The sequence below is a fragment of the Spirosoma humi genome (genome assembly GCF_054776575.1).
In genome coordinates this window covers 648,737-668,219 of record NZ_BAAHBR010000017.1, presented here as the reverse complement: position 1 = coordinate 668,219, position 19,483 = coordinate 648,737, and the positions used below count along the sequence as shown (strand labels likewise).

The window sequence follows — 19,483 nt, the reverse complement described above, 5'->3', positions numbered from 1 at the left end:
CATTATATCCATGAAAAAATCATTCGCACATAAACTTACGTTATCGCTGCTGGCGCTTACACTATTCAGCAGTTGCAGTGACCTGTTCGATGACAAGAACATCCAGAGCAATCCCAATGCCGTTACGGATGTTGACATTCCGACGCTGCTATCCGGCACCCTGGTGGGTGTAACGATATTGCACGAAGATACCGACGTCAGGATCAGTGCCATCTGGGCCGGGCAGCTCAATGGCCTCAGCCGCCAGCACCAGGGGTATGCCGAATACATCGTTTCGGCCCAGAATTTTTCCTGGAGCCCGCTTTACCCCGTTGCCAGCCAGGCGCGGCTGATTCAGACCAAAGCCGATGGCGTGGGCGATAAGTGGACGAAGGGCGTTGGGCAGGTGCTGGAGGCACTGGTCATTGCCAAAGCAACGGCGCTCTACGGCGACGTACCCTATAGCCAGGCTTTTGATGATGTCAAGTACCCCACCCCGGTGTTCGATAAGCAGGCCGATGTCTATACCGCACTCCAGACAACGCTCGACAACGCGATTCAGAACCTGTCGGCCCCGAGTGGCCTGGCCTTTGCCGGGCAGGACTTTATTTACGGCGGAAATGTAGTCAAATGGAAAGCTGCGGCCTACACCCTGAAAGCCCGGCTCTATTTGCACACGGGCAACTATGCCAAAGCCATTGAAAGTGCTGCGTTGGGTATCAGCAGCAGCGCCGGCGATGCGCTGGCTCCGCACGGAACGAGCCAGGGAATCGACTATAATCAGAATTATGATTTCTTCCGGGTCAATCGGCCGGGCGATACAGGTTTCGATGGGGCTTACCTGCCAACGCTCATGCAGTCACGTATTAAATCGGCCAACACAAAAACAAACGAGACCGCCCTGTATAACCACTACTTTAAGGTAGGCGTCGTTTCGGCGGGCACGCTGGACCCGAATGTCGTCGATGGGGCCTTTACGGCCAATGCACCCCACCCGATTATCACGTATTACGAAAACCAGCTCATCATAGCCGAATCCCAGGCGCGACTGGGCGATACGGCCAAAGCCCTGGCAGCCCTGAATCTCTTTCGAAGTGGGCTGGCGAGCGGCACGTTCAATGGCAAAACGCTGTCGGCTACCGGTCGTCAGTACGACGCCTATGAGCTGGGCGACTTCAGCCCTACCGGCCTGGCCAACCCAACCAAAGCGGCCACCACGCAACTCGCTCTGTTGTATGAGATCATCACGCAACGGTATATTTATTTACTCATGCAGTACGAAGCCTACAATGATGTTCGTCGGCTGGAAAAGGCGACGCCTGTCGTTCAGTTGCCCATTCCACTGTATAGCGGCAGTAAGAAACCAGAGCGGTTCATTTACCCACAGGGTGAAGTCAATACCAATCCCAATGTACCCAAGCCGCTACCGGATCAGTTCCAGAAAATACCCATCTTCCAGTAATTCGTTTAGTTGTTAGGTAACGTGGGTTAAAAGGCTACCTCTTTTTAGGTAGCCTTTTCCTCTTTTTACCTTAAACTTTAATCGTAAATTTGCCCAATACCCCTATAATCTGTCTCCTGCCTGTGTCGCTCAAGAAATCACTGCTTATACTGCTGCTTGGCAGCCTGCTCACGCACTCCCCTTTCGCTCAAGTCCCCTATGGTCCCCTAAAACCAGCCCCACCGGGCGAGATTCTGTCAAATCTCAAGAAATTGAATGTGCTGGGCTCTGTGCTGTACATAGCCGCTCACCCCGACGACGAAAACACCTTGCTATTGTCTTATCTGGCCAAAGAGCGACTGGTGCGAACCGGCTATTTATCCCTGACCCGGGGCGATGGCGGCCAGAATCTTATTGGGCCCGAACAAGGCGAAAATATTGGTGTGATCCGAACACAGGAACTGCTGGCAGCGCGACGCGTCGATGGGCCGGATCAGTTTTTCAGCCGGGCGTATGACTTCGGTTTCTCGAAACAAACGACCGAAGCCGTCCGTACCTGGGGGCAGGATAAGGTACTGGCCGACGTGGTCTGGATGATCCGTAAATACCAGCCCGACGTGATTATGACGCGCTTTCCGCCCGATGCCCGCGCGGGTCACGGACACCATAGCGCGTCGGGATTTCTGGCCGAAGAAGCCTTTAAGATTTCGAGCGATCCCACTAAATTTCCGGAGCAACTGGCCTATGTGAAACCGTGGCAGGCCAAACGCATCATGTGGAATATGTTTATTCCCGGTGCGTTTTTAAGTAATAAAAAACCCGAAGAAGCTGGCAACCTGATCGGTATCGAAACCGGCTTGTTCAATCCGCTTTTGGGCCGGTCCTACGGCGAAATTGCCTCCGAAAGCCGTAGCCAGCACAAAAGTCAGGGCTTTGGTGTAGCGCCTAACCGGGGTGCCAAAATTGACTATCTGTTGCTGAAAGGCGGTGACCCCGTTCAGAAAGATCCTATGGAGGGCATCGACATGACCTGGAAACGGGTGCCGAACAGCGATGCCGTTCAGGCCCAGGTGAATCAGGCCATCAGCCAGTTCAAGCCCGATCAGCCAGCCGCCCTGGTACCCGCCTTGGTGCAACTGTACGGAGCCATTGGCAAACTGGACACGACCAATATTTATGTAAAAGCCAAGCGGCAGGAAGTCGAAATGCTGATCCGGCAGTGCCTCGGTCTATGGTTTGAAACCAACCCGACCGATTATGCCGCCACGCCCGGCGAAACCATCAGGCTAACGACCAATATCGTCAACCGTACCGATTCGCCCGTTTCGTTGGTCCGCATCCAGTACTCGACCGGGAAAGACAGTACGCTCAACCTGGCCCTCAAGCCGAACGACGTTGTGCTGCTGCCAACGAGCGTAACGATTCCGAAAACCGCAAAAATCTCCCAACCCTACTGGCTCGAAAAACCAATCGATAAAGGCTTGTTTCAGGTAGATAATCAGCAACTTATTGGCCTACCCGAAAACCCGGCGGCCCTAACGACAAGTTACACCTTTGACATCAGCGGCCAGCGCTTTACGTTCAGTCGCCCGGTTGTGTACAAATCGACCGATCCGGTGGATGGCGAGATTTACCGGCCGTTTATCATTCAACCCGCCGTTACGGCCAACCTGGCCGAGCGCGTTTACACCTTTGCCGACAATACCCCAAAAACAACGGAGGTGGTCCTGAAAGCAGGGCGCGCCAATGTGGCCGGTACCTTACGGATCGATGTGCCAACGGGCTGGCGGATTGAACCGGCATCGCAGCCCTTCGACTTAAAAAACAAAGGGGATGAACAGCGGCTGACGTTCCGGCTGATTCCGAGCGACAAAGCTCAAAATGGAAAGCTGCAGGCTGTAATGACAACCACCGATGGCACGTTTACGACGGGCTTACGGGTAATTGCCTACAAACATATTCCGACCCAGACACTGTTTCCGCAGGCCGAGGCTAAACTTGTCAAGCTAGATGTGAAAGTGACCGCCAAAAACATAGGCTACATCGTTGGCGCGGGCGATGAAGTGCCGGCGGCATTACAACAAATGGGGTGCCGGGTCAACATCCTTGGTCCAACCGAACTAAACGGAAACCTGTCGGCCTACGATGCCATTGTGGTGGGCGTTCGGGCATACAACACCAACAGTGCTATGGCCCGTTACCAGCCGAAACTGATGGAGTATGTTAAAAATGGCGGCACGATGGTTGTTCAGTATGTGACACCTACTAACTCGTTTTTGCGCAATGAGGCCCAGCTCCCTCCGTTAGGCCCCTACCCGTTTACGGTCGTCAACGAACGCGTGACGGAAGAAGACGCCCCCATGACGTTCATCAACCCGAAGCATCCTTTACTTAACTACCCCAACAAGATCACCGAAGCTGATTTCGCAGGCTGGATTCAGGAGCGGGGTATCTATTTTGCCCGTGACTGGGACAAAGCGTATGAACCCATCTTCTCCGCGCACGACCAGAATGAAGCCTCCAAAGAAGGCAGCCTGATTTACGCCAAGTATGGTAAAGGGCATTTCATGTATACGGGTCTGGTATTCTTCCGCGAGCTACCCGCTGGCGTACCCGGTGCCTATCGCTTGTTTGCCAACCTGATTTCCGCGGGGAAATAGTTGTAAGGGTGTTTGCGAATGTGGTGTCGGGTTCTTAAACCCGACAAGGGAAGGTTTCTCGAAACCTACCGGTCAAGCGAATCAAGGCGGTTTTAAGAAACCGCACATGTCAGTTTTAAGAAACTGACACCACGGCCATATCAAACAAATTAATATCGCGTCTCACTAAATATACATCACCCACCGCTCAATTCTGGTTCAACTGCTTCAAGCGCAGGTGTTGCAACAGCATGATCGTTTTGCCGTCCATGATTTCGCCACGCGTGACCATGTCGTAGGCCTGGTTAACGGGTAACTCCAGAATATCGATTTCTTCTTCGTCGATGCCGCCCCCGGCATTACGTTCGGTGTCGGCCGAGTACTCCGCCAGGTAGAAGAACAGCTTTTCCGTTACCGAGCCGGGGCTCATGTAAGCTTCCATCACTTTCTGCACCGACTCAATCCGGTAGCCGGTTTCCTCTTCCGTTTCCCGACGGATGGCGTCGTCGGGGCCTTCATCATCGAGCAGTCCGGCACAGGCTTCAATAAGCATACCCGTGGGATTACCATTTACAAAGGTTGGCAGCCGAAATTGGCGGGTCAGGATAACCGTGTCTGTATCCGGGTTATGGAGCAGAATAGTAGCGCCGTTCCCACGGTCATAGGCTTCCCGTTGCTGGGTTGTCCACCGGCCATTTTTACCAAGGTAATTGAACGTGAATCGCTTTAGAACATACCAGTTGTCAGACAGTAACTTCTCTTCCGTTATTTGCACTCGTTCAGCCGCCATTTGTTTGTTTATGTTTGATTTTGTTTATTTTTGAACAAAAGAACCTTATTGTCTATGAATTTCCAAAATCGGAAGCAACTAATTGTGCAAACGGTCAATGAGCGTGGGTCCGTTAATATGCGGGAGTTGGCCGAACTGTTACAAACCTCCGAGATGACCGTTCGGCGCGATTTGGTTCAACTGGCTGCTTCGGGCCTGCTTTACCGAACACGGGGCGGGGCCATGAAGGTGAGCATCGCTACCGATCAATTTCGCTTTGCCAACAAAACCGCCGTAAACGCCGAGCGTAAAGATTATATCTGTCAGCGGGCCGCTCAGGAAATTCAGGAGGGCGATGTCATTTTTATGGACTGCGGCAGCACTGTATTCCGGCTGTGTCAATTTATCAGGAATAAGCGCATTACCGTCGTAACCAACTCATTGCCGGTGGTAGCCGAATTGATGTCTTCGGACGTAACCGTCAATCTGGTAGGTGGTGAAGTAGACAAAGAGCGGCAGGCCGTTCATGGGCTCATGGCCGAAGAGCATATAGCCCGCTACCGGGCTAATCGGGCTTTTATTGGCGTAGACGGCATTTCTCTTCAGCATGGGCTAAGTGCCAATAGCGAGAAAGAAGCCAGCACCGCTACCGCCATAGCCCGGCAAACGGAAAAAGTTTACCTGCTGTGCGACTCTTCGAAATTAGAAACCGACAAATACCTCTATTTTGCGCCCCTAAGCTTATTCGATGTGCTGATTACCGATGCGGAAGCAAAGCCGGCGATTGTGGCGGCTTACCGGCAGGCAGGCATCATGCTGATTAACTAACCCATGTACCAAATCTGGATTGACACTGGCGGCACCTTCACCGATGGCATCGCCCAAGCCCCCAACGGCACCCTACTCCGCGCCAAAGTCCTAAGCAGCAGTCGGCTACGGGGACAACTCCTGAATGGCAAACTGATAGCCCCCTGGCTCACCGCTCCAATCTTCGATGGCTATCAGCTTCGTGTTGTCGAGACAGGTGAACGGCACACGATAAAATCGTTGGGTGTGGATGGAACGATGGTGTGTCATACAGACAGGATATGGGAAGGCCGCACCACCGCGCTACAGACGATCGAGTTGTTTACGGGTGAAGAGGCCCCGGTGTTAGCCGCTCGTTTGCTCACGCAGACCCCACTGAATCAGCCCTTCCCGCCCTTGACCATGCGCCTGGGTACGACCAAAGGCACCAACGCCCTGCTCGAACGAAAAGGGGGACGTGTAGCCCTGCTCGTGACGAAAGGGTTTGCCGATATTCTCAAGATCGGGACGCAGCAACGGCCTGATCTCTTCCAACTGGCCATTCCACCCGCTGAAGTCCTGTATGACTCTGTATGGGAAGTAACCGAGCGCGTAGCGGCCGACGGTCAGGTTATAACGCCGTTGGCTGATCAGACCATCACCCGTCTGATCGAACACCTGCACCAAACCAAACCCGACGCAATAGCCATCTCTCTGCTGAACGCTTACCGGAATCCGGTCCATGAACGACAGCTTCAGCAGGCGCTAACCGCAGCCGGATTTCCCTACATTACCCTGTCGACCGGTGTGTCAACGACTCCGCAGTACGTGTCCCGGACGCAAACTACGGTTGTGGATGCTTACCTGATGCCCGTCATGCGTGCTTATTTGGACAATGTACAAAGCCAGCTTGGCGGAGATACAGCAGCCGGCCAGCAGGTCCGGATCATGACCAGTTCGGGGGGACTAGTGCGCGCCGATTTATTTCAGCCTAAAGACAGTTTACTCAGCGGACCAGCGGGGGGTGTTATCGGGGCGGCTGCCATATCCGATCGTCTCTGGCTGTCGGCAGGTACCACCACCGGCAGCCAGAGACGATCGGGTACATTGACCCTCGACATGGGGGGAACCAGTACCGATGTGGCCCGAATTCAGGACGGCCTAGATTATCGGTTCTCAACGAAAATTGGCCCCTTCGATTTACAACTGCCCTCCCTGGCCATCGAAACCGTTGCTGCCGGGGGTGGCTCGATCTGCTGGTTCGATGGAACGCAATTACGGGTTGGCCCACAAAGCGCAGGCGCCAATCCTGGCCCGGCCTGCTATGGTGCGGGCGTTCCGGGCGAGATACCGCTACTGACCATCACAGACGTAAATCTGTTGCTGGGCAAACTGGACCCTAAACAATTTGGTATTCCTGTTTTTCCGGCAAAAGCTCAGGAAGCTCTGGCAGCCATTGTTCAGCAAATTGCCGCGACAGGCACGCCTGCTTCCCCGCTTGACTTGCTGCGCGGCTTTGAACATATTGCCAATGAGACCATGACCGGTGCTATCCGGAAGATTTCGGTAGCCCGTGGGTTCGATCCCAAAGACTATAGCCTGCTGGTGTTTGGCGGTGCCGGTGGTTTGCATGGCTGCGCCATTGCCCGGTTATTAGGCATGGAGCGGCTCATTCTCCCTTTCGATGGTGGCTTGTTAAGTGCCTATGGAATCGGGCAGGCGCAGATTGAGCGGATGGCAGCTCAGACGGTCCTGCAACCGCTATCGGCTCTTGAGACTGACCTTGACAGCATCCACCAGCACCTCATCGACTCAGCCACCCAGGCACTCCGGCAGGATGTTGGTCCAGAAACGACTATCCAGGTCAAATCAGTATCGGTGTTCCTGCGGCTGGCGGGTCAGGAAGCTACGGTCGAAGTTCCGTTCAGTGAGCATCTGGCGGCTGATTTCGAACAGCAATACGAGCATCTATATGGCCACTTTCCCGGTAGTAACAGCGGGTCACCACGCCCGATTGAAGTCGAGAGCGTCCGGGCGCTGGTCAGTACCGTAACCGATACAGGACCGACCAACGGCACACCCGTAAGCCATCGGCACGCGGTTCCGAATGGCGCGTCGGTGCAGTTTACTGGGGAAACCTATCCAACCTACGACTGGACCCAGTTGCAGGAAGGCGATACCTTTCGGGGCCCGGCTCTGCTGCTCAATACCACCTCATCTGCCTTCATCGAACGGTGCTGGCGGCTGGTTGTGCAAGCCAATAGAAACGCCCTTGTCGACTACATTGCCGATGTCGAAGAACCCGGAGAAATAGCCGCGAATGAAGTCATTCAACTGGAATTATTTACCCAGCGCTTCCGGGCCATTGCCGAAGAAATGGGTGCTCAACTTCAGCGAACCGCCTTTTCGGTGAATGTTAAAGAGCGGCTCGACTTCTCCTGCGCGTTACTCGATGCCAACGCCGAACTGGTTGCCAATGCGCCCCATATTCCGGTGCACCTGGGAAGCCTGGGCGTTTGCGCCCGGCTGGTACGGGAAAAGATAGCCCTCGAACCAGGCGACGTAGTCATCACGAATCACCCTAAATACGGTGGTTCTCACCTGCCCGATGTAACCCTGCTCAGTGGTGTATTTACGGACCCGAAACCGGGCCAATCACCCCAGTTGATCGGTTACGTGATCAATCGCGCGCACCATGCCGAAATCGGCGGCAAAGTACCGGGTTCGATGCCGCCCGATGCCGTTTCACTGGTTGAGGAAGGTGTGGTACTGGAGCCGATGTACGTGGTCAAAGCCGGTGAGTTTTTATGGAAAAGCACCGAAATGACTACCGGTTTATCTACTCATTTTACGGATGCTCCTTACCCTACCCGCGCCCTGGCCGAAAACCAGGCCGATATTGAGGCCGCACTAGCCTCGCTCAACGCGGGCGAAACAGCCCTTCGGGCATTGGTCCGGCAACACGGTCTCTCAACCGTACACCAGTACATGGCACGGCTGAAACAATCAGCCAGCGACGCGATACAGTCCGTGCTGCAACCCCTGGACGGGCAGCGCTTTACGGCGCAGGAATCCCTAGACGACGGCCATACCATTTGTGTACAAATTCGTGTAGCCAACGGTCGGGTTACGGTTGATTTTTCAGGAACCTCGGGCGTTCATCCCCATAACCTCAACGCTAACATCTCGATCCTATACAGTGCTGTGCTCTACGTACTTCGGCTCTGGTGCGACAAGGATATTCCGTTGAATGAAGGACTAATGGCCCCCGTCGACCTGGTTCTTCCGGAATCCTCTTTCCTGAATCCAATTTTTCCTGACTCGCCGTCGGACTGCCCCGCCGTGGTGGGCGGTAATACGGAGGTTAGTCAACGGCTGGTCGATACGCTGCTGAAGGCGTTGGGATTAGCCGCCTGTAGCCAGGGCACCATGAATAATTTTCTCTTTGGCAAGTCAACGGCGCCCAATCCCTTCGGCTACTACGAAACCATTGGTGGTGGCGCAGGCGCAACAATTGGGGCCGATGGTCGCTCGGCGGTGCACCAGCACATGACCAACACCAAACTCACCGATCCCGAAGAGTTTGAGCGTCGCTATCCGGTAAGGCTCCATGAATTCAGCATCCGTGCCGGTTCCGGGGGGAATGGCCAGTGGCGCGGGGGCGATGGCCTTGTTCGCGACATTGAGTTTCTGGAACCCGTACAGGCTACCCTCCTAAGTCAGCATCGGGTTATGGAGCCCTACGGCCTGAACGGGGGCGAAGCGGGACAAACGGGTCGACAGACGCTACTTTATCCCGACGGCCGGACCGAAAATCTGCCGGGTATTTTCACGCGCGCCATGCAGGCGGGCGAGCGTATCCGAATTGAAACGCCGGGGGGCGGGGGTGCGAATCAAGCTACTCAGGAAAGCTATGGCTAACAAAACACACATCATTTAGGCAACAGCTCATTGAAACCGATTTTATGAGTTTCACCAAGTTAGAGGATGGTACGTTGTCTTTTACCAGAGACGGGTTCCTCGATAATGGCTACGGCTTTGCGAATTCGACAGCCGGAAAACAGCCCGTGTACAACGACTGCGGACAGGTCATAAGCTGGTATCAAGCGGCCCCCAACTGGTATGTCTGGGCAACGACGTAAGCTGTTCAGCTCGTCGCGAACCGGAGTGGAGCGTGTCTCTGCCGGGTTGACAGACCAGCGAAACAAACCGTCTGTTTACGGGTTAACCTTTATGAACGGCGCAGTGCCATTCACAACCTCATAAACTCACGTTAGTATCATGCAACCCAATATTGGCCTCGAAAAAGACGTCCTCAAACAGGACAATGTACTCTTAAACGATTTCCTGTCCGACCTGCACGTATTGTACATCAAGACCCGCAAATACCACTGGAATGTTGCCGGTCCGAATTTCATGGAGTACCATAAATTCTTCGAATCCCAGTACAAAGCCATTGAAGCCGAAATTGATGAAGTAGCCGAACGCATCCGCCAATTAGGAGGCACACCACTGGCTACGATGGCCGAATTCATCCACAACACGAGCCTTAAAGAGGATGCCGGCAAGCCCAAAGACACCGCGGATATGTTCAGAAATCTCCTCTCCGACCATGAGCAAATTGTGCGCGAACTGCGCGAAGACGTAGAAAAATGTGATGAAGAGCTGAAAGACGCAGGTACCGCCGATTTCCTGACGGGCCTGATGGAAGCCCACGAAGCAATGGCCTGGATGCTGCGCAAATACCTGTCATAGGGATGAATTGTGGATGATGAATGATGAATTGTAAGGAGTTTTCTCTACATTCATCATTCATCGTTCACAATCCCTTATTACAACAAGTGCCCAAATCGCTATCTCTCCGCTCTGGTCTTGGCAGTATTTTATTCTGGTCGGTTATTTCGGCTGCATTTATTGGTCCAGGGTCGGTTACGGCCTGTGCCATTGCCGGTTCAACCTATGGACTTCAACTTCTTTGGGTTCTCACATTCGCTACCCTCGGCACCGTCTGGCTACAGGAAGCCGCTGCCCGAATTACAATCGCTACCGGTACTGATTTAGGTCAGGTTATTGTAAAAACCTATGCTGGTCCTCGCGGACGGCGGATTGCCTGGGCTTTGTTTCTAGCTATTTTTCTGGGCTGTGCAGCCTACCAGGCTGGTAATATTCTCGGGGCTGTATCGGGCCTGGCCCTCTTAACGGGCTTATCCGTTCCTCTATTAACTATTGCGGTCGGGCTGATGTGTATCGTGCTCTTATGGGTCGGCTCTACACAGGGCTTGGCAAACATGCTCGGTCTGGTCGTTTTCGCGATGGGCGGAGCTTTCCTGTACGTTGCCTTCGGTACGCCCGTCACACCGGCAAGTCTGGCCAGTGCACTGATTACTCCCACTGTCCCTTCGGGCTCTCTCCTGCTGATCAACGGCCTTATTGGCACAACGATCGTTCCTTACAATCTTTTCTTCGGCTCAAGCATTGTGCCCACTGACGGCTCGGCGAACGGAGCATCCGAAGGGCAGTCGCTGGGCGAAATGAAACTGGGCATTTGGGTAGCCGTTATTCTGGGAGGTATCATTTCGGTTGTGTTGCTGCTGGCTGGCCTTCTCATTCCCAACGACTTCTCCTACGCGCACATGGCGCAGGTTATGACCAACCGAATTGGTCCCTGGGCCGGATCACTGTTCGCTTTCGGCCTCTTTGCGGCTGGTTTTGCCTCATCGCTCACGGCACCCCTGGCGGCCTCCGTTACGGCGCATAGTTTGCTTGGCGTTCCAAAAAACTCACCTGCCTACCGTGCCATCTGGCTCATTGTCATGACTACGGGCCTGGTATTTGGGTTATTGAACGTAACGCCAATTCCGGTCATCGTTGCTGTGCAGGCGATCAATGGCATACTTCTCCCGTTCGTTACGGTGTTTTTATTTCTTGCCGTCAATAACAAGTCCCTGCTCGGCGACAAATACTGCAATACGCTCTGGCAAAACATAGCCATGGGCACCGTTGTGATCGTAACGGCTGCATTTGGCCTCTGGAATATCTGGCTGGCCATTCAGGCAAGCTAACTTCCCTATCCTGACTTACTGACTCTAGTTATGATTTCTACTGGCCATCGCCAAATAGTAATCCATATCGGGCGTTGGCAAACCCGGAATTTTAGCTTGCTCATCCCAGGTACGCATTTGCAGAATCCCCTTAAAGTACGGATTAGCTTCAAAATCGGCGGCTTCTTCGGGGGTCATGGGTCCCCCCTGAAATTCCAGCGTTTTTAAACTTGCTTCCGACAGCCGGGCAAAGTATTTGGGATTTTTGAAAACCAGATAACGCTTGGCATTTACGTGGTGCTCAATCAGTTGCGCCACTTTTTCTGAAAAGCCAAGGTTCCGAAGGTAATCGGCCCCCAGCCGCTCGTGGTCAACCGTGCCGTAGCCATCCATGTACCCATCCGCCATAGCCGGGGGGAGTAAATGTCCGATATCGTGCAAAAAAGCGGCTATTACCGTTTCATCATCAGCACCGGCTTCTTCGGCCAGCAGGGCACATTGCAGGGCATGTTCGAGCTGGGTTACGGGCTCACCAAAATAAGCATCCTGGCCACCCTGGGCAAAGAGATTCGCAATTGTTTCCATAGCTATGTGTATTGCAGGTAGGTCCGTTCTACCCTACCATCGTCGTATAAATCGATGAGGGCGTACCCTGCCTTTGTTTGTTGATACGTGTCACTCTTCCACCAGTTTCCACTAACGGCCCCGTTACATAGATAGGTAACGCCATTATACTCAACCCGGTCGAGAAGATGCATGTGGCCGCTGAGCGCAGTTTTTACGTTTGGGTACTGATAGAACAGAGTCAATAATTCGGGGGTGTTCGATAGCACTAAACCGGCGGAAATAGACCAGTTGCCGTCCTTTATATTCTGCTGACTAAAGAAAGCCGTCGGGCTAAAAATCGGAATATGCGACAGAACAAGGATCGGTGTTTTCGTACCGGTTTTGGCCAGATCCTGTTTCAGCCACTCCAGTTGCTCTCCATCGATGTAACCCGTGTACCACTTGTCGTCAGGCTTGATCTGTACACTGTCCAGAATAATAAAATGCCAGCCGTTTTTGTCAAAACTACGATACCGACCGCTGATTTTCATCTGATCGACGGCCCATTTTTTACCGTACATCGTGTCTGTCTTAGCCCCTTCATACCCCCAGATATCGTGGTTACCAATGCAGTACTCGATGGGGAGTGAATTATCTGCTTTCACAACCGTATGCCAGGCGTCCCATTGCTTCCGTACATCGTCCCGGTCTTTGGCCAGCGCATCCATAATGACATCGCCCCCGTGCAGGATAAAGGCGGGTTTGTCGGCGTGGCTTTGTGCGTGATGAAAACACCTGGCTACCGCTTCCATTGGCTTACTGTCGGGCGTGATGTGTGTGTCGCCGAGATAGGCGAACCGAACCGAGCGTTTGCGGGCAGCGGGTGCCGAAGCGAGTTGAGCGTTGGCATCGGGAACGAAAGGCAGCAGGGCCGCCGATTTGAGGATGGTTCTACGGTTCATTGTCAGGTATCAAGAGGTAGTTGCCAATAAGCTATTCGTTTGTATTGATAGGGGCGCCAACCGGATGATCGCAGGTAAACGTGAATCCCATTAACCGGGCCATTGTAGCCGCCAGTTGGTTCTGAAACAGTACGGGTCCACCAGTCCGTTCGCCCGTTGCCCGGATACCCGGCCCCATAGCCGCCAGCCATATCTGGTACGAATCGGCGGTTTTGGTACCGTGATCCTTCCAGCGGGCTTTGGGCGTATGCCCCCGGCCATGATCGGTCGTAACCAATATAGCGGTTTTCCCGGCGTACTGCGGCATTTGCTGAATCATTTTCCATAAGTCCGCCAGGTAGTTGTCAATAGACTGCACCATGCGAAGATGATCGTGATACCGTCCGGCATGAGCCAGATCGTCGGTTTCATCAAACGACAGAAACAGGACACGGGGCTGCTTCTGCTTCATATACTGCCGTGCCGAAAAGTACGTCAGAAAATCGGCCCGTACGCCATCCCCAAACTCCCGTGGGTAGAGGGTTGTCATGTCGCTCAGCACTGTATCGGCAGCCGTAACCGGGTGGGTCGGTTCGTTGGCTGAACTGGCGGGAATGCCGGTCTTCTTTTCGTTAACGGCGGCTTCAATGACATCCCAGGAGGAAAATACGGCCACCTTTCCGGCTATTCCCGGTTGCTTGTTCAGGAACTCCAGTACCGTTACATTTGGATTGTCGATCTTATCGTTCGATTTGATCCGGTCATCGGCGTAACCGCTCAGAATTTCGTTGTAACCGGGGTAGCTGAACCAGTGCGGATTCGACACGTTCAGCCGGCTTCCTTTCTGCCGATTGCCATGCAGTTGCCCCTGCTGACCGATGGTGTTCCAGAGAAATGGCGTCAGTTTTTTACGGCGTTCAGTTGGGGTTGTTGCCCAAAACTGCTTTCGGGCGCTGGCGGTGTCGCGGCTGTACATTGGATCGAACAGCAGCGTTGAGTCGGCACCATTGAATACCTCCTGCCAGCGAACCCCGTCGAGCGTTACCAGTATCAGGTTCTGAGCAGGCTGTGCCAACGCCGAACCACTTAGGAACAGGGCAAACAGTACGTGAAGTCGTTGCATAGTATATCAAAAAAGGCCGATGTGCCGGATTGCTAAAACCCTGCGCATCGGCCTTGAACGTAATCAATTATTTCAGCAACCACATGGCCGCGTTGATATCATCTGTTCCGCCGTATTGACTGGTTACAGCGGCCGTATTATTGGCCGTGTTGTACGACCGTTCCGTTGACGGATACTGCCACCGTACCGGAATCCGCTGGCTGTTGCCCGTTCCGGGACCCACCAAAAACGTTGGTACACCCGTCCGGCGCTGGTCATAAAACGCTTCCATACCCGACTGCTGGAAGAAGGCGAGGTACTTTTGCGTTAAAATCTGAGTCAGGCCAGCGGTTGTGTTGCCGACATATTTCACGGCGGTCTGCGCGTAATAATCAGCGAAACTGACATTCACCGTGTACGTATTGAATACCTTGTACCCTCCATCGGCCGAGAAATAAACCGTATTCGCGCCATCCGTCAGGCCATAGAAGGCCCACGATGCCTGAATACCTTTTTTGTAATAATCCTCAGCCGTACCGCTGGCCCAACCCCGGTTGATGCCTTCAGCTATAAGAAACTGTAGTTCCGCATAGCCGATGATGATATACGGCTCGGCGGTGTAGGTGCTGTAGTAGTGCTTACGATTCTGGAACGAGTACAATCCCTGGTTGGCATTCGACGACATAGTAGCCAGATCTTCGCCCGATGATGCACCTACGAAAGCCGCAAAATCGGTTGGTTTTAGACCAGCAGCCACCTTTGCCGTAGCCGGTTCGGCCACCACAAACGTCCGGGGATCCTTCAGACTGGTCAGGGTTCCCAGGTACGTAGCCGCCATGTTTTCGCGGGTGGCGTTTCCGCCGAAGTTATCCGGATTGCGAGGATACTTGTTGAACGAGGTATTGTAGATGTATTGCAGATTGTCGTCCATCGACGCCATCACCGGGTATTTGGTTGGGTTGGCCACTACTTCGGCAAATCGGGCTTTTACGTTCAAATCGGTATCAGCCTCTTTTTTGCTCAAACTGATCAGCACCCGCAGTTTAAAGGTGTTGACTGTTTTTTGCCACTTCGCCAGGTTATTGCCAAGGTAAATATCACCCGACAGGTTGTTGTCTCCTTTGGCAATCAGCGTGGTTAGATCCGAGTTGGCATCGTCGAGCCATTTTAGCACCTGTACATACACTTCTTTCTGTGTATTGTATTTCGGCGTCGGGTTATCGAGCCCCTTCAGCGCATCGGTCAACGGAATGTCGCCCACCCGCTTGGTCATGTTCTCGAAAAAATACGCCCGAAAAAACTTGCCCAGCGCCGAATAGGCGTTCACGTCTGGCAGGCCCGCTTTTTTGGCTTCCTGCTCCATTTTCACAACATCCTTCAGCGTTGTGTAATAAAGATCGGTGGCCGTCCAGGCGTATTCGTTGGTTGCGTAATAATTGTAGTTACTGGCATAAAACTGATTCCAGCGTTGCTGATCGTTCCAGCCGCCAGTCGTTACACCATGATAGCCTGTTGGGCTATTATTACTGCTGTACATGTCGTTCAGAACGCCATTGAATACCAGCGAGGCCGGAGCGCTTGTTGGCCGGTTTGGGTCCTGCTCCAGTTCATCGAACGGCTTTTCGCAGCCGGGGAGCGTCAGGCCGAGGGCCGTCAGCGAGACGATAAAGAGTTTATTGATTTTCATAAAAAATATTTTGGGTTCGATGGCGCGGACGTCTCGCTCGCGCCATCGAACCGGATTAAAATGTCAGATTTAAATTGATACCGTACCGGCGTGTGGTCGGGGTTTGCAGCGACGAGCGACCACCCGTCACGAATTGATCGAGATCGATGTCTTTGTATTGAGCGAAGTACAGCAGGTTACGACCAACCACCGATATGCTGGCCTGTTTTACACCGATGCGGCTTAGCATAGCTGGCGGCAGTGTATAGCCAATGATCACTTCGCGCAGTTTGGCAAAGCTCCGGCTCATCAGGTATGATTCGGTTGCGCCAAAAACACGGGCGATGTAATCCTGCTCGTATGTTTTCGTCACGTTGGGCGTATACTTTAACTCGCCGTAGTTCAGCACATTACCGTTCACATCGTAATTGATTGTTCCGCTAGCCAGTGCTACACCATCGCCCAGATACGACTTGATACCCTGCACATCGTTAGGACGGGCGGCCCCGAAGGCACCCTGTACCGTTTCGATATGGCGGCCCCCCTGGAAGGTTTTCTGCCGGACGTAATCACCGATAACGCCCCCTACCCGACCGTCGAACTGGAAGCTGAAGGTGAGGTTTTTGTAGCTGAACCGGTTGTTAATTCCCCAGACAAACTTAGGATTCACGTAGCCCAGAAACTGGGCTACTGGGTTAACGATTGGCCGTCCACCGGCATCGTTGATTAACTGTCCGTCCTGGGTGCGCACAAAGGCGCTGGAATAGAACCCATCCGTTCGGTCACCGATATTAATGTACCGGGCATCGCTGCTGTTGCCCACGAAGTAGCTTGATGCCAGTGTATTGATTCCCCCATCCGGATATACTTCTTTCAGCCGTTCGGTATAGGTTGAATAGTTGGCAACCACGTCCCAGCTCAGCCCTTTCGCCGACCGGATCGCTTTACCCGTCACCGAAATTTCGCCCCCTTTCTTCTGGGTTTGAATACCGTTGACCAACCGGCCCGTATAACCCGTTGCCTCCGACGAAGGCAGGGTGAAAATACGCGGGCCATCGTTGCTGACATAGTAAGTTGCATCGACTGCAATCCGGTTATCGAAGAAGCGAACATCCAGACCTACTTCACTTTGCGAGGTCGAGTTCGGTTTCAGATTCGGGTTATTCAGCGTGTTGGCGTAATAGGCTGCCGGCTTGTTATTATACGACAATGGCAGGGTATAGACGGCTGAGTTCTGATAGGTCGGTCCACCGTAGGATGATGCGTAATCATCACCGTAACCCACCGGGAACGAAGCACCAGGCGTCGAGCCGATGGTCGATTGGGTAAGTCCGTCTTTCACGTTGGCATACGAAGCGCGCAGTTTCAGGAATGAGATACCCAGATTTGCCGGTAGTTTAACGTAATCTGAAATGACGGTACTCAGGGCCACCGACGGATAGAAATACGCATTGTTTCCCTTCGGCAAGGTCGAGAGTTTGTCTAACCGCCCCGTTGTAGTAAGCGTAGCATAATCGCGGAAGGTGAAATCGGCCGAGTAGTACGCCGACAGCACGCGCATATCCGACTGGAAATTCGAGGCAATTACCGGGTTAGACGAGTTGGAGAAGTTGTATACACCTGGCACGTTCAGGTAGTTGGTGCTGGCGTAGTCGGAGTTGTAATTGAAAATCCGGGCTTCGCCACCAGCCAGGGCACCGATCGTTAAATCTTTCGTCACTTTGCGATTATACTGGAGCAGCACCTGGTTGATGTTGTCGAACATATTCCGGCGGTCTTCGCGGTAATCGCCACGACCTTCTTCACGGCCATAAGTTGTTGCCGAATACGGTAATTTCTCCGTACGAAGCAGATTATAGGTCGTTAGCTGGGTTTTGGCCGTCAGCTGCAACCCATCGGCAAGCTGGTAGCGCAGGGATGTGTAGCCATACACGTTATTGTTGTAGTGGCCCCGCAACCAGTATTTTGCCAGGAACCACGGGTTGTTGTACCGCTGGTATTCGGCGTAAATCTGCTGCGTACCTTCTTTGCCGGGTTGCCAGATCTGTTTCATATCGTCGATATTCCAGTCGGCACCACCCCAGGCAATAATGTTGTAGATGAGTGAGTTAGGCCCGTAGTTTACGTCCGGAAAGTTCGGCGTGTACTGGCGGTTATAGTTCAAACTGGCCTCAAAACGAAGTTTAGGCGAAAAGTTGTACCCGCCGGTCATGTTGAAGTTGGTCACGTTCAGCTTCGTGTTGGGCACCAGGCCCCGCTGAAAGTTGTGCGACAGCGAGAAACGCATATCGTATTTATCACCCGATGCAGCCACCGCTACGTTGTTGTTCGAGAGAATACCCGTTTGGATAAACCGGCTCAGGTTGTCTTTACCGCGCGGCAGGAAAGGCGTCGGCTGGCGGTTGCTGGTGAAAGTAGCGCCGTTCGGAAATTTCGTGGTGAAACTCTGCCCTGACACAACCGGACTGTCGTACTGCGGAATAAGCTGACCGTTTAGCGCTGGTCCCCAGATGTCGTAGTCACCATCGTTGAGGCCATTGCCTTTTCCGTCACCAAAGGCATAAACACCATGGTCGCCGGGGCCGTATTCGTCCTGTACTTTAGGGATGGCCAGAAAACCCTGATCGACCATTTGACTGGTATTCACCTCAACGGAGAACCCGCGTTTGTCTTTCGTTCCGCGTTTGGTAGTGATCAGGATCGCCCCGTTTTTACCCCGGAATCCGTATAATGCGGAAGCCGAAGCGCCTTTCAACACGGTATACGTATCGATATCGTCGGCACTGATGTTCCAGGTGTCTGATGTAATGGGAATACCGTCGACCACGAACAGCACATCCTGGTTACCGCGCAGTACAACCGACGGACGGCCCAATAACTCGGCCGATGCGCCAATGGTCAGACCGGCTACTTTGCCCGCCAGGGAGTTGATCGGGTTTGGTTCGCGCGCTTTCAGCAGTTGTGACCCATCGACGGTCTGAATGGCGACACCCGTTTGCCGAACGTCTTTCTTGATACCCAGCGCGGTTACCACAACTTCGTTCAGCGCTTTTTCGCTACTCCGCATTGACACGTCAATCGTACTCCGGTTTCCCACCGTAATATCCTGTGTTTCGTAGCCGATAAAGGAGAAGGTCAATGTGCCCGCCGAAGGCGCATTGATCGAGTATGTACCATCGGCACGACTGGTTGTACCCGTATTGGTTCCTTTCACAATGATGGACACACCGGGCAGCGGCTGGTTGTCATCAGCGGAAAGGACGCGTCCGGAAATGCCCTGGGCAAAAGCCGACAGGCTCACTAGCAGGCAAAATAAAAACGTCATGGACAATCGGTACAGATCGCGCGTAGCGGTCGTCCGATGCCATGACGTTGAAGACGGTAAACAAAGCTTCATACGTTTGACAGGTTAGTGTTGCTTAAGTAATTTTTCGCAAAAGTATAATGGTGCTATTGGCTCAATATTAAGTATATATTACCTGTTTATAAACAAAAAGGCAATATATTTATCTTGCCTTAATACAGAACTGCCAAATATTTATAATAACATAATTTCCCTTGTCATACTGCTAT

General features: G+C 53.1%; 13 protein-coding genes. 7 read left to right on the top strand and 6 right to left on the bottom strand.

The genetic code is table 11. The features are described 5' to 3' along the window. Positions 1–10 precede the first annotated feature (10 nt). Positions 11–1,441: a SusD/RagB family nutrient-binding outer membrane lipoprotein gene (locus ACYU8Y_RS24970; RefSeq protein ID WP_460940884.1), complete on the top strand. Its 1,431-nt coding sequence runs from the start codon at positions 11–13 to the stop codon at positions 1,439–1,441. A 122-nt stretch (positions 1,442–1,563) separates the two neighbouring features. Further along, positions 1,564–4,080 carry a PIG-L family deacetylase gene (locus ACYU8Y_RS24965; RefSeq protein ID WP_460940883.1) on the top strand — a complete coding sequence of 839 codons (2,517 nt, stop codon included), beginning with the start codon at positions 1,564–1,566 and terminating at the stop codon, positions 4,078–4,080. A gap of 187 nt (positions 4,081–4,267) precedes the next feature. On the opposite strand, the gene ACYU8Y_RS24960 is transcribed toward ACYU8Y_RS24965, so the two are convergent. Continuing rightward, positions 4,268–4,849 carry an NUDIX domain-containing protein gene (locus ACYU8Y_RS24960; protein WP_460940882.1) on the bottom strand — a complete coding sequence of 194 codons (582 nt, stop codon included), beginning with the start codon at positions 4,847–4,849 and terminating at the stop codon, positions 4,268–4,270. Positions 4,850–4,903: 54 nt separating this feature from the next. On the opposite strand from ACYU8Y_RS24960, the gene ACYU8Y_RS24955 reads away from it, so the two are divergent. From ACYU8Y_RS24955 to ACYU8Y_RS24935, 5 genes are all read left to right on the top strand, one after another. Further along, positions 4,904–5,656, top strand: a complete 753-nt coding sequence (locus ACYU8Y_RS24955) for a DeoR/GlpR family DNA-binding transcription regulator (protein WP_460940881.1) — start codon at positions 4,904–4,906, stop codon at positions 5,654–5,656. Positions 5,657–5,659: 3 nt separating this feature from the next. Next, positions 5,660–9,535, top strand: a complete 3,876-nt coding sequence (locus ACYU8Y_RS24950) for a hydantoinase B/oxoprolinase family protein (RefSeq protein WP_460940880.1) — start codon at positions 5,660–5,662, stop codon at positions 9,533–9,535. Positions 9,536–9,579: 44 nt separating this feature from the next. Continuing rightward, a complete protein-coding gene (locus tag ACYU8Y_RS24945; protein WP_460940879.1) occupies positions 9,580–9,756 on the top strand; it encodes a hypothetical protein in 177 nt (58 codons plus the stop codon). A gap of 139 nt (positions 9,757–9,895) precedes the next feature. Then, entirely contained in the window at positions 9,896–10,369 is a 474-nt protein-coding gene (locus tag ACYU8Y_RS24940; protein WP_460940878.1) for a Dps family protein, read from the top strand. An 86-nt stretch (positions 10,370–10,455) separates the two neighbouring features. After that, positions 10,456–11,676: an NRAMP family divalent metal transporter gene (locus ACYU8Y_RS24935; RefSeq protein ID WP_460940877.1), complete on the top strand. Its 1,221-nt coding sequence runs from the start codon at positions 10,456–10,458 to the stop codon at positions 11,674–11,676. Between the two features lie 24 nt (positions 11,677–11,700). Here ACYU8Y_RS24935 and ACYU8Y_RS24930 read toward each other — a convergent pair whose 3' ends face one another. From ACYU8Y_RS24930 to ACYU8Y_RS24910, 5 genes are all read right to left on the bottom strand, one after another. Further along, positions 11,701–12,240: a phosphonate degradation HD-domain oxygenase gene (locus ACYU8Y_RS24930; protein ID WP_460940876.1), complete on the bottom strand. Its 540-nt coding sequence runs from the start codon at positions 12,238–12,240 to the stop codon at positions 11,701–11,703. A 2-nt stretch (positions 12,241–12,242) separates the two neighbouring features. Continuing rightward, a complete protein-coding gene (locus ACYU8Y_RS24925) occupies positions 12,243–13,163 on the bottom strand; it encodes a metallophosphoesterase family protein (protein ID WP_460940874.1) in 921 nt (306 codons plus the stop codon). Between the two features lie 31 nt (positions 13,164–13,194). Then, positions 13,195–14,265, bottom strand: coding sequence for an alkaline phosphatase family protein (locus ACYU8Y_RS24920; protein WP_460940873.1), 1,071 nt, complete (start codon positions 14,263–14,265; stop codon positions 13,195–13,197). A 67-nt stretch (positions 14,266–14,332) separates the two neighbouring features. Further along, on the bottom strand, positions 14,333–15,931 hold the full coding sequence (locus ACYU8Y_RS24915) for a SusD/RagB family nutrient-binding outer membrane lipoprotein (RefSeq protein WP_460940872.1): 1,599 nt from the start codon (positions 15,929–15,931) through the stop codon (positions 14,333–14,335). A 55-nt stretch (positions 15,932–15,986) separates the two neighbouring features. Continuing rightward, the gene (locus ACYU8Y_RS24910) at positions 15,987–19,235 is read right to left on the bottom strand and encodes a SusC/RagA family TonB-linked outer membrane protein (RefSeq protein WP_460941212.1); all 3,249 of its coding nucleotides are present in this window, start codon (positions 19,233–19,235) and stop codon (positions 15,987–15,989) included. Positions 19,236–19,483: the final 248 nt, after the last annotated feature.